The sequence below is a fragment of the Deltaproteobacteria bacterium genome (assembly GCA_022340465.1).
Taxonomy (GTDB): domain Bacteria; phylum Desulfobacterota; class Desulfobacteria; order Desulfobacterales; family B30-G6; genus JAJDNW01.
The window spans coordinates 1-14,324 of sequence record JAJDNW010000134.1 but is presented as its reverse complement, the minus strand read 5'-3'; the positions used below and the strand labels follow the sequence as shown (position 1 = coordinate 14,324).

Annotated in this window: 13 protein-coding genes and 1 tRNA gene; all 14 read right to left on the bottom strand. The window is 55.7% G+C overall.

Features of this window, described 5'->3' with window-relative positions; all coding sequences use genetic code 11:
• Positions 1–123, bottom strand: a 123-nt coding sequence (gene tuf / locus LJE94_18310) for an elongation factor Tu (protein MCG6912051.1), incomplete at its 3' end; no start/stop codon positions are given.
• 89 nt (positions 124–212) lie between these two features.
• Complete coding sequence (gene rpsG / locus LJE94_18305) at positions 213–683, bottom strand: 30S ribosomal protein S7 (GenBank protein ID MCG6912050.1); 471 nt, start codon at positions 681–683, stop codon at positions 213–215.
• 75 nt (positions 684–758) lie between these two features.
• Positions 759–1,130 (bottom strand): 30S ribosomal protein S12, encoded by a 372-nt coding sequence (rpsL, locus tag LJE94_18300; GenBank protein MCG6912049.1) that lies wholly within the window; start codon positions 1,128–1,130, stop codon positions 759–761.
• Between the two features lie 144 nt (positions 1,131–1,274).
• Positions 1,275–5,675, bottom strand: coding sequence for a DNA-directed RNA polymerase subunit beta' (rpoC, locus tag LJE94_18295; GenBank protein MCG6912048.1), 4,401 nt, complete (start codon positions 5,673–5,675; stop codon positions 1,275–1,277).
• 177 nt (positions 5,676–5,852) lie between these two features.
• Positions 5,853–9,944 carry a DNA-directed RNA polymerase subunit beta gene (gene rpoB, locus LJE94_18290; protein ID MCG6912047.1) on the bottom strand — a complete coding sequence of 1,364 codons (4,092 nt, stop codon included), beginning with the start codon at positions 9,942–9,944 and terminating at the stop codon, positions 5,853–5,855.
• A 439-nt stretch (positions 9,945–10,383) separates the two neighbouring features.
• Complete coding sequence (gene rplL, locus LJE94_18285; protein MCG6912046.1) at positions 10,384–10,770, bottom strand: 50S ribosomal protein L7/L12; 387 nt, start codon at positions 10,768–10,770, stop codon at positions 10,384–10,386.
• Between the two features lie 54 nt (positions 10,771–10,824).
• Positions 10,825–11,346: a 50S ribosomal protein L10 gene (gene rplJ / locus LJE94_18280; protein ID MCG6912045.1), complete on the bottom strand. Its 522-nt coding sequence runs from the start codon at positions 11,344–11,346 to the stop codon at positions 10,825–10,827.
• A gap of 298 nt (positions 11,347–11,644) precedes the next feature.
• Positions 11,645–12,346, bottom strand: a complete 702-nt coding sequence (gene rplA, locus LJE94_18275) for a 50S ribosomal protein L1 (GenBank protein ID MCG6912044.1) — start codon at positions 12,344–12,346, stop codon at positions 11,645–11,647.
• A gap of 28 nt (positions 12,347–12,374) precedes the next feature.
• Entirely contained in the window at positions 12,375–12,800 is a 426-nt protein-coding gene (gene rplK / locus LJE94_18270) for a 50S ribosomal protein L11 (protein MCG6912043.1), read from the bottom strand.
• A gap of 15 nt (positions 12,801–12,815) precedes the next feature.
• The gene (gene nusG, locus LJE94_18265) at positions 12,816–13,346 is read right to left on the bottom strand and encodes a transcription termination/antitermination protein NusG (GenBank protein ID MCG6912042.1); all 531 of its coding nucleotides are present in this window, start codon (positions 13,344–13,346) and stop codon (positions 12,816–12,818) included.
• 17 nt (positions 13,347–13,363) lie between these two features.
• Positions 13,364–13,729, bottom strand: coding sequence for a preprotein translocase subunit SecE (secE, locus tag LJE94_18260; protein ID MCG6912041.1), 366 nt, complete (start codon positions 13,727–13,729; stop codon positions 13,364–13,366).
• A 159-nt stretch (positions 13,730–13,888) separates the two neighbouring features.
• Positions 13,889–13,964 (bottom strand) — tRNA-Trp (locus tag LJE94_18255).
• A gap of 51 nt (positions 13,965–14,015) precedes the next feature.
• Positions 14,016–14,165 carry a 50S ribosomal protein L33 gene (gene rpmG / locus LJE94_18250; GenBank protein ID MCG6912040.1) on the bottom strand — a complete coding sequence of 50 codons (150 nt, stop codon included), beginning with the start codon at positions 14,163–14,165 and terminating at the stop codon, positions 14,016–14,018.
• 17 nt (positions 14,166–14,182) lie between these two features.
• The coding region (gene tuf, locus LJE94_18245; protein MCG6912039.1) for an elongation factor Tu at positions 14,183–14,324 on the bottom strand (142 nt) is incomplete at its 5' end.

Genomic DNA, 14,324 nt, shown 5'->3' with positions numbered 1-14,324 from the left:
CATGCCCTTCAAACCGGAATGCTTCGTGATCGCCGCCGTCAGCGTCGTCTTGCCATGGTCAATGTGGCCTATCGTCCCAACATTCACGTGCGGCTTGGTACGCTCAAACTTTTCCTTTGCCATCTTCTCATCCTCCCGTTAAATTTGATGATCGGCTCCGCGGCCTTTCTACTTGTAATGCTGTGAAAGCTAATGGTTACAGACCAGGCCTTTTACCAGCGGTAGTGGGCAAACGCCTTGTTGGCTTCCGCCATCTTGTGCGTGTCTTCCTTTTTCTTTACGGAAGCGCCCCGGTTGTTGGCCGCATCCAGGAATTCCCCGGCCAGCTTGTTGGCCATCCCCTTTTCCGACCGGGTCCTGGCATAGCTGATGATCCAGCGCAGCGCCAGCGCCGTACGTCTGGACGGCCTGATTTCCGTCGGGACCTGATAGGTTGAGCCTCCCACCCGCCGTGATTTTACCTCGATGAGGGGCCTTACGTTGTCCACGGCCTGTTCGAAGGTCTTGAGAGCCGGCTTGCCGGTCCGCTCTTCCATGAGATCGAAGGCTCCGTACAGGATCGATTCGGCTACACTTTTTTTCCCGTCCCGCATGATGCAGGCGACGAATTTGGAAACCAGTTTGCTGTCATGTTTCAAATCGGGGATAATGACACGTTCTGGAACTTCTCTTCTTCTCGGCATATCTCACACCACATACTTTTTGCTGTTATCGGTTGAAGGGCTCCGACACCCCTTTTCATGTTCGGCTTGCAAACGCTATTTGGGCTTTTTGGCCCCGTATTTGGAACGCCCGGCACGACGATCGTCTACACCCAGCGTATCCAGTGTACCCCGGACGATGTGGTAACGCACGCCGGGAAGGTCCTTCACACGCCCTCCACGGACGAGCACAACCGAGTGCTCCTGAAGATTGTGGCCGATACCCGGTATGTAGGCGGTCACCTCGATTCCCGTGGTCAAGCGGACCCTGGCAACCTTACGCAGAGCCGAGTTGGGCTTCTTCGGCGTGGATGTGTAAACGCGCGTGCACACGCCTCTCTTCTGGGGTGCCCCTTTGAGCGCCGGTGTATTTGTCTTCTTATTGATCCGTTTCCGGCCTTTTCTGACTAACTGGTTGATCGTCGGCATACCTTCCTCATTTCATTCTGGATATTATACGTTTTTCAGCTGGCAATGAAAGCTTTTAGCGGGTTCGCACAAAAGCATTTATGTATACATTTTATCAGTGTCTGTCAAGAGATTTATATAATTTAATTGCCATTATTTCGCATGTCAATTGGTCTCGATTTCGGCCATACGATAGGCATAGAGCCCTGTGCCGGCGGGAATGATACGACCCATGATCACATTTTCCTTCAGCCCGCGCAGATGGTCGACCGCTCCATGGATGCTCGCTTCCGTCAGCACCTTGGTGGTTTCCTGGAAGGAAGCCGCGGAGATGAAGCTTTCCGTACTCAGCGAAGCCTTGGTGATGCCCAGGATCAACGGTTCGGCCACAGCGGGTTTGCCGCCCTTTTCGATCATCGCCATGTTGGTCTCTTCGAAGACGGTCTTGTCGACCTGCTCTTCGAGAATGAAATCGGTGTCACCCACCTCGCGCACCTTTACCCGCCGCATCATTTGCCTGACGATCACCTCGATGTGCTTGTCGTTAATGCGTACGCCCTGGAGGCGGTAGACCTCCTGAACCTCGTCAACCAGGTAGCGGGCCAAAGCCACCTCGCCCTTGATGTTGAGAATGTCCTGCGGCACGGATGCACCACCGATCAACTGCTCGCCGGCGCGCACGTAATCCCCTTCGTAAACGTTGATGTGCTTACCTCGGGGAATCAGGTACTCCTTCTTCTCGCCCACGTCCATGGGGGTTACCGTAATTTTCTGTTTCCCCTTTTTGGTCCCCTTGGAGATCGATACATAACCATCGATTTCACTCAAAACGGATATCTCTTTGGGTTTGCGCACCTCGAACAGTTCGGCGACCCGCGGCAGACCACCCGTGATGTCCTTGGTCTTGGTGGTCGCCCTGGGCAGTTTGGAAAGCACGTCGCCGGCCTTGACAACGTCCCCCTCCTCCACCATCAGGATGGCTCCGACAGGCAGAATATACCTTGCGTTTCCGGAGGAGGTCGGCAGACTGGCCGTCCTGCCCTTCTCATCCTTGATGGAAATCCGGGGCCGCTCCTCGCCGCTTTTCGATTCGATGACGGTCCGGCTCGATTTGCCGGTAACCGGGTCGACCTTCTCCTGCATGGTCTTGCCGGGAATGAGGTCGCCGAATTTTACGACCCCGTCCACCTCCGTGATGATCGGCGTGGTGAAAGGGTCCCACGAGGCCAGAAGTTCACCGGGCTCGATGGCCTGGCCGTCCCGAACGTTGATGTGTGCACCGTAGATAACCGGAAAGCGTTCGTGCTCGCGTCCCTTATCGCCCACTATGGCGAATTCTCCGCCCCTGCGATTCATTACCACATAGTGCCCCTCGGCGTTCTGAACGACGTTCAGATCGTCGAATTTCACCTTGCCGCCGATGCGTGCACGGATATCCGCCTGTTCGACGCGCCGGCTTGCGGTGCCGCCGATGTGGAAGGTACGCATGGTCAGCTGTGTTCCGGGCTCGCCGATGGATTGGGCCGCCAGAATGCCTACTGCCTGGCCTCTCTCGACTATTTTACCGTGCGAAAGGTCCCTGCCGTAGCAGGAGGCGCAGACACCGTACCGGGATTTGCAGGTCAGCACCGAGCGGATGCGCGCGCTTGAGATGCCGGCATCTTCGATCCGTTCCACTGCCACCTCGTCGATCTCTTCGTTGGCCTTGACCAGCACTTCGTCGGTAAACGGATCGACAATGTCCTCCATGGCCGTACGGCCGAGCACCCTTTCAGAGAGGCGCTGGATCACTTCGCCACCCTCCATCAGCGGTTCGACCTCCACGCCCATCATGGTGCCGCAGTCATCCTCGACAATGCTGCAGTCCTGGGCAACATCGGCCAACCGTCGGGTCAGGTATCCGGAGTTGGCTGTCTTCAGCGCCGTGTCCGCCAGACCCTTTCGGGCACCGTGGGTGGATATGAAGTACTGCAACACGGTGAGTCCCTCGCGAAAGTTCGCCGTAATCGGCGTTTCGATAATTTCTCCGGAGGGTTTTGCCATCAGGCCGCGCATACCGGCAAGCTGGCGCATCTGATCTTTACTGCCTCTGGCTCCCGAGTCGGCCATCATGTATATGGGGTTCAGGCTCTCCTGCTGGATCTGCCTGCCGTCTTCAGTCAAGACAGGCTGCCCGTCCCCGTCCAGCACCGGTCGAATCCGCATGGAATCCATCATTTCATTGGCGACGTCATCCGTGGCCTTGGCCCAGATGTCCACCACCTTGTTGTACTTTTCACCCTGGGTGATCAGCCCTTCGGTGTACTGCCTTCCAATTTCCGAAACCCGTTTTTCAGCGTCGTTGAGAATGTCCCACTTTTTCTGGGGGATGATCATGGCGTCTATGGAAATGGACAAACCGCCCTTGGTCGAATACTTGTAGCCGATATCCTTCAACCGGTCCGCCAGAATGACGGTCGCCTTGGGTCCCAGGTTGCGATAGGCGTAGTCCACCAGCCCCCTGAGCGCGTTTTTGTCCATCACCTTGTTGACGTTGTCGAAGGAAATTTCCGGTTTGCGGTCGGTAACCATGAAAATGTGGTAGGAAAGGTCGTCGCCCATGATGATGCGGCTCCATGTTCCTGCCTTCAGCTCGAAAATTTCGTCGGCGTCCTTGGCCTCGATTTTGAAGATGTTCTTTACCTCTTCCTTCTTCAGCCGTCCGATCCTGCCGTCCAGTTCCCTGTCCGGACTTTCCGAGTATTCCTTGACGAGCGTGGTGAACGATTCACCGGCGTTCAGCCTTTCGGTGACCGCCCTGGCTGCATCCTCGCTGGAGACCATGATGTGCCTGATTTTCAGAATCTCCTCCCGCGGCATGCTCTCCCAGAGCAGGATGCGGCCCACGGTGGTCTCCACGCGCTCGTTGTTGATCCGGACGGTGATTCTGGCGTGCAGGTCGATGGACCGCGAGTCGTAGGCGGAGCGAACCTCCTCCGGGTTTGCAAAAAGCTGCCCCTCGCCCTTGAGGCCGTCCACAGCGCGGGTCATGTAGTAGATCCCCAGGACGATATCCTGGCTGGGAACGATGATCGGACTGCCGTTGGCGGGCGAAAGAATGTTGTTGCTGGAAAGCATGAGCACCCGCGCCTCGATCTGGGATTCCACCGAGAGCGGCACGTGCACGGCCATCTGGTCACCGTCGAAGTCGGCATTGAACGCCGTACAGACCAGGGGGTGCAGCTGAATGGCCTTGCCCTCGATCAGAATGGGCTCGAAAGCCTGAATGCCGAGCCGGTGCAGGGTTGGGGCCCGGTTGAGCATGACCGGGTACTCCTTGACGACTTCGTCGAGGGTGTCCCAGACCTCCGGCGTTTCCCGCTCCACCATCTTTTTAGCGCTCTTGACGGTGGACACCAGGCCTTTTTGCTCCAGCCGGTAATAAACGAACGGTTTGAACAGCTCGAGCCCCATCTTTTTGGGCAGACCGCACTGGTGCAGACGCAGGTCCGGGCCCACGGAGATAACCGTACGGCCGGAATAGTCCACGCGTTTCCCCAAAAGATTCTGGCGGAAACGGCCCTGCTTGCCCTTGAGGGTGTCGCTCAGGGACTTGAGCGGCCGCTTGTTCGTACCCGTGATCACCCTGCCGTGGCGCCCGTTGTCGAACAGCACGTCCACCGACTCCTGCAGCATGCGCTTTTCGTTGCGCACGATGATGTCGGGCGCTTTCAGATCCACAAGCCGTTTCAGACGGTTGTTGCGGTTTATGACGCGCCGGTAAAGATCGTTGAGGTCCGACGTGGCAAAACGCCCGCCCTCCAGCGGCACCAGCGGTCGAAGATCCGGCGGCAGAACCGGGATGACATCCATGATCATCCAAGCGGGGTTCACGCCCGATTTGCGGAAAGCGTCCACAATCTTGAGCCGCTTAGAGAGTTTCTGGCGTTTGGCAATGGAGTTGGTCGCCCGGATATCTTCCCTCAACTGGTCGTAGAGCTCATCGAGATTGATCTCCTCCAGGAGCTCCTTGACGGCCTCCGCGCCGATGCCGGCCTCGAAACCGTCCCCATAAATTTCCCGCGCCTCGCGGTACTTTTCATCGGTCAGCAGCTGGCATTTGCTCAGGCCCGTGTCTTTGGGGTCGGTGACGATATAGCAATCGAAGTAGAGCACCTTTTCCATGCTCTTCAAGGTCAGGTCCAGCAGGTTGCCTATCTTGCTGGGAAGGCTTTTCAGGAACCATATATGCGAGACAGGGGTTGCCAGTTCGATGTGCGCCATGCGCTCGCGTCGCACCTTGGACTGGATCACTTCCACACCGCACTTCTCACAGATGACCCCCCTGTGCTTCATGCGCTTGTACTTGCCGCAGTTGCACTCGTAATCCTTGGTGGGCCCGAAAATTTTGGCGCAGAAAAGCCCGTCCCTCTCGGGCTTGAACGTCCGGTAGTTGATCGTTTCAGGCTTTTTTATTTCTCCATTAGACCACTGCCGAATCTGTTCCGACGATGCCAGCGATATCCTGACACCCTGATACAGTTTTGGATCCTTGGGTTTTGCGAAGAAATCGTATAATGTCTCCATGTATATCTACCTTTTTTAAGGTTTTTATGTCCCTTTGAATTCGTTTTACGTTTTAGGTGTTAGGCGGTCTTTGGATGAGCAAGGCTCCAAAAAACTCTGTTTTCAACTGGTCGACTTTCCCGTTGCCATTCACCAAATGCTCACTTAAAACGTAACACCTAAAACGTAAAACGGCTCTTATTCTTCTATCAGGTTCACATCCAGGCCCAGGCTCTGCAGCTCCTTGGTCAGAACCTTGAAGGACTCGGGTATGCCCGGTTCGAGGACGTTCTGCCCCTTGACGATCTTCTCGTACATGCGGGTCCTGCCGGCCATGTCGTCCGATTTGACGGTCAGAAACTCCTGCAGCGCGTGGGCCGCACCGTACGCTTCCATCGCCCACACCTCCATTTCACCGAGGCGCTGGCCGCCGAACTGGGCCTTTCCGCCCAGGGGCTGCTGCGTCACCAGCGAATAGGGGCCGATGGAGCGTGCATGGATCTTGTCGTCGACCAGATGATGCAGTTTGAGCATGTACATGGTGCCCACGGTGATCTTCTCTTTGAAAGCCTCGCCCGTGTGGCCGTCGTACAAGGATGTCTGGGCGGTCGCCGAAAGTCCGGCCTCCGTGAGAAGGGCCTTGATCTCGTCCTCCTTGGCCCCATCGAACACGGGTGTGGCCATGTGCACGCCGTTGCGGTAATTGTCGGCGAATTCCAAAAGCTCCTCGTCGTCGAGGCTCTCGATGACCTCCAAATCGGCGGCGTTCTGGAATATGCGCTTCATCTTGTCGCGAATGTCGTCGAGCTTTTGTTCCTCAAGCATGCGGTTCAACTGATCCCCCAGGCCCTTGGCGGCTCTGCCGAGGTGAATCTCCAGGATCTGGCCCACGTTCATACGCGAGGGAACGCCCAGCGGGTTGAGCACCATGTCCACCGGGTTGCCGTCCTCGAAATAGGGCATGTCCTCCACGGGAAGTATCCTGGAAACCACGCCCTTGTTGCCGTGGCGCCCGGCCATTTTATCGCCTACGGAAAGCTTGCGTTTCATGGCCACGTACACCTTGACCATCTTGATGACGCCGGGAGGCAGTTCATCCCCCTTTTCATAACGGGCAATGGTCTGCTCGAACTCCGCCCTGACCCTGTCGCACTCGCTGCGGTACACCTCCAGAAGATCGTGAACCGCTTCCGTAAGGGCTTCGTCGCTCAGCACCATCCCCTCGATCTGGGCGATGGAAACGGCATCCAGCATGTCCTTGTCGATTTTCTTTCCCTTGGGGATAAGAACCTTCTTGTTTTTTTTCAACGGCGCGGTCAGGGTCTGTCCGATCAGGACCTTTTCGAGGCGCTCGAGAATGATCTGCTTCGTGACGGCCAACTTGTCGTCGCGATCCTTTTCCATGGAAGAAATTTCCAGGTTCTCTATTTCCTGGGTGCGCTCATCCTTTTCCGTTCCCCGGCGCGAAAAAACCTTGGCGTCGATTACCGTCCCGTCCACACCCGGCGGCACCCTCAGCGAGGTGTCTTTCACATCGCCGGCCTTTTCACCGAAAATGGCGCGCAGCAGTTTCTCTTCGGGTGAAAGCTGGGTCTCTCCCTTGGGCGTAATTTTACCCACCAGAATGTCGCCCTGGGTGACCTCGGCGCCCAGACGAATGATGCCGCTCTCGTCGAGGTTCCTGAGCGCTTCCTCTCCGACGTTGGGGATGTCGCGGGTGATCTCCTCCTTGCCGAGCTTCGTGTCCCTGGACACGACCTCGAACTCTTCGATGTGCACGGAGGTGTATATGCCGTCGCGCACCAGACGTTCGCTCACCAGAATGGAGTCTTCGAAGTTGTACCCGCCCCAGGGCATGAATGCCACGGTGACATTTTTTCCCAGCGCCAGTTCCCCCTTGTCCGTGGCGGGCCCGTCGGCGATGATTTCACCGGCCTTGACCATCTGCCCCTTCCTGACAGTGGGTCTGTGGTTGAAACAGGTGTTCTGGTTGGAACGGATGAATTTGGAAAGGTTGTAAATGGTGACGGGCTTTTCGAACTCACCGTCCGTCTGCTCGTGGCGCAGGACAATGCGCGAGGCATCCACGTCCACCACCTCGCCGTCGCGGTGAGCCACAATGGTGACCCCGGAGTCCCTGGCCACCACGCCTTCGATGCCGGTCCCCACCAGGGGGGCGTCGCTGGTAATCAGCGGCACCGCCTGCCGCTGCATGTTGGAGCCCATCAACGCCCTGTTGGCGTCGTCGTTTTCCAAAAACGGTATCAGCGAAGCGCTCACACTCACCAGCTGATTGGGCGAAATGTCCATCAGCTCGATCTTTTCCCGATCCACCATCATGAACTCGCCCTCCACACGGGAGGTAACCAGTTGATTGAGGTATTCCCCTTCTTCATCGATGGGGGCATTGGCCTGGGCGATCGGGTGATCCTTCTCCTCGAAGGCGCTCAAGAATTTGACGTCCTTGGATACCCTGGCATTCTCCACCACCCTGTACGGGGTTTCGATGAAGCCGTAATCGTTTACCCTGGCATACGTGCTCAGCGAGACGATGAGACCGATGTTCGGCCCTTCCGGCGTTTCGATGGGACAGATTCTGCCGTAGTGGGAGGGATGTACGTCCCGCACCTCGAACCCGGCCCGTTCGCGTGTGAGGCCGCCGGGTCCCAGGGCGCTCAGTCGCCGCTTGTGGGTGGTCTCCGACAGGGGGTTGGTCTGATCCATGAACTGGCTCAGCTGGCTGGTGCCGAAAAATTCCTTGACCACGGCCGACACGGGCTTCGGGTTGACCAGGTCGTGCGGCATCAGGGCATCGACCTCCTGCAGGCTCATACGCTCCTTGATGGCACGCTCCATCCGCACCAATCCGATGCGGTACTGGTTTTCCAGAAGTTCTCCCACGGCCCGGACGCGGCGGTTGCCGAGGTGGTCGATGTCATCCACGACCCCCTGGGTGTCCCTGAGGAGCAGCAGTGTCTTGGCCGTCAGGAGGATGTCCTCCCTTCTCAATGTCCGCAGCTGAACCGGCGTGTCCACGCCCAGCCTCAGGTTGAGCTTCAGCCTGCCCACACTGGAAAGATCGTAGTAGGAGGACTTGAAAAAGAGATGGTCCACAAAATCCTGGGCCACGTCGGGGGTGGCCGGGTTGCCGGGCCTGAGGCGCCGGTAAATCTCAACCAGGGCTTCTTCCTTCTTTTCGACCTTGTCCAGGATCAGGGTCTTATGGATGGAATCGCTGCTGAACACACCGTCGATGTGCAAAAGGTCGAAAGCGCCGATGCCCGCAGCCTGGAGGCGTTCAAATACCTCCTCACCGACGATGCCGTTGGCGGGTACGATTACGTCACCGCTCTCGGGGTCCACGATGGTGCGGGCGGAAACCCTGTCTTCCAGTTCTTCGGCCCCAACCGGGATCAACTCCAGCGAGCCGGCACTCAGCTGTTTGAGGGCGCGTTTGGTAAACATGCGGCCCTTTTTTACTGCGACCTCGCCCGTTTCCGGATCCTTGACGTCCATGCTGGCCCGCTGCCCCTTGAGGAGTTCGGGATCAAATACCTTGAAAGCCTGACCGCCCTTGACGACGATCCTGTCCATCCGGTAAAAGTATGCAAGGATGTCCTCGGTCGAGTAGCCGAACGACTTGAACAATATCGTTATGGGAAACTTCCGCCGCCGGTCGATGCGGATGTAGACGATGTCCTTGGGGTCGATCTCCATGTCGATCCAGGATCCTCTGACCGGAATGATCCTGGAGCTGTAGACGATTTTGCCGCTGGAATGGGTCTTGCCTTTGTCGTGGTCGAAAAAAACGCCGGAAGACCGGTGCAGCTGGCTGACGACGACACGCTCGGTACCGTTGATGATGAAGGTGCCCTTTTCCGTCATCAGGGGAATGGTGCCGAAATAGATTTCCTGCTCCTTGATGTCGCGTATGTTGGATACGCCCGTTTCCTTGTCGATCTCGTATACCACGAGACGCACCGTAATGCGGACCGGAAGTTCGTACGTCATCCCCCGCTGGACGCACTCTTCCTCACTGTGCTTGATTTCGGCAAATCGATAAGAAACGAACTCCAGCGAAGCGCTGCCTGTGAAATCCTTGATGGGGAACACGGATTTGAATACCGCCTGCAACCCGACCTCCTGCCGGTTTTCCGGCGGGACATCCATCTGTAGAAAACGGGTGAACGACTCTCGCTGCATACCGATGAGGTCGGGAATTTCCACGATCTTACGAATCTTGCCAAAATTTTTCCTGATACGCTTGACAGCCGAAGGTCTTTTCGACATGGCATCTCCAATTGCTTGTGTCGCTTTCACAGCGGTTGGTTCGTTGAAAGCTCCCGATGTGAAAACTGTTTTTTTTAAACGACGCTAAATTTCAAATTCTAAACGGCCCAACCCCGAAAAGATCGAAAGCACCGGATTTTCACTATTGATCACACCCCCCAGGGAATGGGTCTGTTTTGCCCGCCTACCCTGAAACCGACTTCAGGGAGTACACGCGCAATCCCGGTTCAAAACAGGCGAGTCTTGTCGTTAACAGGTGGGCGCTTGTCTTTTGATAATTTCGGTACTGAACCATTTGACATTGTTTGTGCCGGAGCCCGGGTTATTTTGGAATTTACAAACTGTCCAAATGACAACGACGCCTGTGGAACCGCCCGCCTGCTTTCATAAGCCGGACGCTGGCGGTTCCACAGGCCTGTCGGATTGTTGACCGGCAGTCTTATTTCAACTCGACCTGAGCGCCTGCTTCCTCGAGCTGCGCGGCAACCTTTTCTGCTTCCTCTTTGGCGATGCCCTCTTTTATCGGTTTGGGGGCTTCGTCGACGAGCGCCTTGGCGTCTTTAAGGCCAAGGCCGGTGATGGCCCGAACTTCCTTGATCACCTGGATCTTCTTGTCGCCCGGAGAGGTCAGGATCACATCGAACTCGGTCTTCTCTTCCGCCGCTGCACCGGCACCGGCGTCGCCCGGAGCGGCCGCCATCATGGCGACCGGAGCCGCCGCGGAAACACCGAATTTCTCTTCCAACTCCTTGACGAGTTCGGAGAGATCCAGCACAGACATGTTAGCAATAAATTCAATGACATCTTCTTTCGTAATCTCGGCCATTTTTCTTTTTCCTCCAGTATAGATAACTATATGATTTTAATTTTATTTTGCCTATTAAGCAGCTTCTTTCTGGTCTTTGATTGCCGTCAGGACATTCATGAGCTTGGCGACGTTGTCGTTCAACGCGCGCACCAGAGCGGTGGGAACACCGTTCATGGCGGACAAAACCTGCCCAAGCAACACTTCGCGGGACGGTAGGTCCGCGAGGGCCTTTATGGCGCTCAGGTCGAGCACCTTGTCCCCCATGACACCGCCTTTGATCTCCAGCGCCTTGAATTCAACCGCGAACTCCGTCAGCACCTTGGCTGGAGCCACGGGGTCTTCGTAGCTGATGGCGACCGCACTGGGTCCCTTGAAATGCGCTTTGATCAAATCCACATCCGTTTCCTCGGCGGCCCTGATGAGCAGAGAATTCTTGACCACCTTGAACTCGACTTCCGCCTCGCGCAATTTGCGCCGCAATGCGTTGATGCTGGTCACGTTGAGGCCCTTGTAGTCCGTCACGATGATGATCTTGGACTTTTCGAACCGTTCCCGCAGATCCGCGGCAATTCTTTTTTTGTCTTCTAAATTCAAGCTGACTAACACCTCCTTCCCTGATGATTGAAAAAAACCGGAGGAGACAATTATTGTCGATCCATGGGAAGCGGATCCGTGGCCGTTCACCCGAAGATCATGATCCAATAAACTATCTCGGCAGGCAGGCTAAATCCTTTTAGGCGCCCCTGGGGCACACCTGCGGTCTTCGACAGGTTTTTTTTCTTGGTTGCGATTTATTTCCAGCTCTTCCGTTTGTCTGTATGTTGCACCGACGTTGATTCCGGACCGATCGTTTCCCGAACGCTGTGAGCAGCCGCGTTCAAATTCGAGGCTGCTATTTGGCGAGGTCCTTTATCGAAGATGTGTCGATTTTGATCCCGGGGCCCATCGTCGTGGAAATTGCCATTGTTTTCAGGTAGGTGCCTTTGCTGGATGTCGGTTTCAGGCGCATGATGGTGTCCAGGAAGGCGGCCACATTCTGCATAATTTTCTCGGCGCCGAAGCTCACCTTGCCCATGGGCGCGTGCACGATGCCCGCTTTTTCGACACGGAAATCTATTTTGCCCGCTTTGAGTTCGTTGACGGCCCGGGCCACGTCGAAGGTGACCGTGCCCGTTTTAGCGTTGGGCATCAGCCCGCGCGGACCGAGAAGCTTGCCGATCTTTCCCACGGAACCCATGATGTCGGGGGTCGCCACGGTCTTGTCGAAACCGAACCAGCCACCCTTGATCTTTTCGATCAGTTCGTCGTTGCCCACGAAGTCGGCACCGGCTTCCTGGGCCTCCGATTCCTTTTCGCCTTTGGCGAACACCAGAACTTTGACTTCCTTTCCAATGCCATTCGGCAACACAACCGACCCCCGGACCATCTGGTCTGCGTGCCTGGGATCGACACCGAGACGAACCGCCACATCCACGGTTTCGTCGAACTTGGCAAAAGACGAATCGATTGCCACCTGGACCGCGTCGCTGACGCTTTGTTTTTCCTGCCCTAGACGCTTAATGACCTCTAGGTATTTTTTACCACGCTTCGGCATTTTATTTACTCACTCCCTGTTTACAAGATTATCGTTCGACGTCTATCCCCATGCTTCTGGCGGTGCCGGCAATGATCTTGCAGGCCGCATCCAGATCGTTGGCGTTCAAGTCGACCATTTTCAGCTTGGCGATCTCCTCTACCTGGGTCCGCGTCACTTTTCCCACACGGTCGCGTTTGGGGTCACCGGCACCCTTGGCGACCTTGGCCGCCTTTTTGAGGAGGACGGCTGCCGGCGGCGTCTTGGTGATAAATTTGAAGGTTCTGTCCTGAAATACGGTAATCACCACCGGTATGATCATTCCGTCCTCATTGGCCGTTCTCGCATTGAACGCCTTGCAGAAATCCATTATATTGACACCGTGCTGTCCCAGAGCCGGTCCGATGGGTGGGGACGGGTTGGCCTTGCCGGCTTCAACCTGAAGTTTAATCTGAGCCATTACCTTTTTAGCCATTTTTTTATCTCACTCCTATATTTTCTGTACCTGCACGAATTCAAGTTCTACTGGGGTGGAACGCCCGAAGATACTCACAAGGACCTTTATTTTACCTTTTTCCGGATTGACTTCTTCCACGGTGCCGTTGAAATTGGTAAACGGTCCGTCGATGACACGAATATCGTCACCCGCCTCGAAATAATATTTAGGCTGGGGTTTTTCTTTGCCGGCCTCCATGCGGTTGATGATCTGGTCGGCCTCTTCGTCGGAAATGGGCGTCGGCTTTTCCCTGCCCCCCAAAAATCCACTGACCTTGGATGTGTCGTTGACGATGTGCCAGGTCTCATCGTCCAGAAACATTTTAATCAGGATGTATCCCGGGTAAAACTTGCGGGAAGAGGTACGGCGTTTGCCCTTGACCAGCTCGACGATCTCCTCGGTCGGCACCAGCACCTCCCCGAACTTGTCGGGATGGGGAGAAGAAGCGATCCGCTCCTCGAGCGCGGATTTTACCTTGTTCTCAAATCCTGAATAAACATGGACGATATACCATTTGTGAACCACTTTATGCTCCTTAAGGTCTACTGAAGGACTGCCCGGATCAAATTCGAAAGGCCAAAATCAACTATGCCCAGAAAGATAGAAATGATCACGACCAGAATGATCACCACGACCGTGGAACCGATGGTCTGCTTCCTTGAAGGCCAGGTCACCTTTTTCAGTTCCACCCGCACTTCCCTGAGAAACTGAAGGCTTTTATCGATGAAACTCTTTTTTGTATTTACCGCCGGAGCCTTGGCAGCGGGTGAAGGTTTTTTCAGGGAAACAACCTTCGTTTTCTTGGCCGGCGGCGCGCTGTTCTGCTGTTGCAGATCCCTGGTTTCCGCCTTGTTCTGCGGGCCCTTTTTTTTGGCTGCGGTTGTTTTTTTCTTCTGTATCCGTCCCATTTTTCTCCTAGAGAGGAAAATCGCTTATATATAAATAAGGAACGTGGCGCCCCTCCGAACAGCTTCAATCATCCCCGGTGTCCCCGGTGCCGATTTTCCAGCCCTTGCCGTTGGCGGCGTCATTGTCGGCACCAGCCTCCCAGGGTTCCTGGAAAAGGGTGGCAGGCCAGGAGGGATTCGAACCCCCAACACCCGGATTTGGAGTCCGACGCTCTACCGTTAGAGCTACTGGCCTGCATCCTTGGTTGACAGTCTAAGTGCACGCTGCCTTCAGTGTCGAAAGCAGCTACTTGGTTTCCTTGTGGAGCGTATGCTTCTGACAAAATCTGCAGTACTTGCTGAATTCCAACTTATCAGGCGTCGTACGCTTGTTCTTTGTCGTCGTATAGTTCCTTCTTTTGCATTCTGCGCATGCAAGCGTTATAATGATTCTCACCCTAAACTCCTTCGCCGCTATTCGATTATTTCGCTCACCACTCCGGCACCCACGGTGCGGCCGCCCTCACGAATCGCGAAACGCAGCTCCTTCTCCATGGCGATGGGCGTGATCAAATCTCCCGTAATCGTCACGTTGTCACCAGGCATCACCATCTCC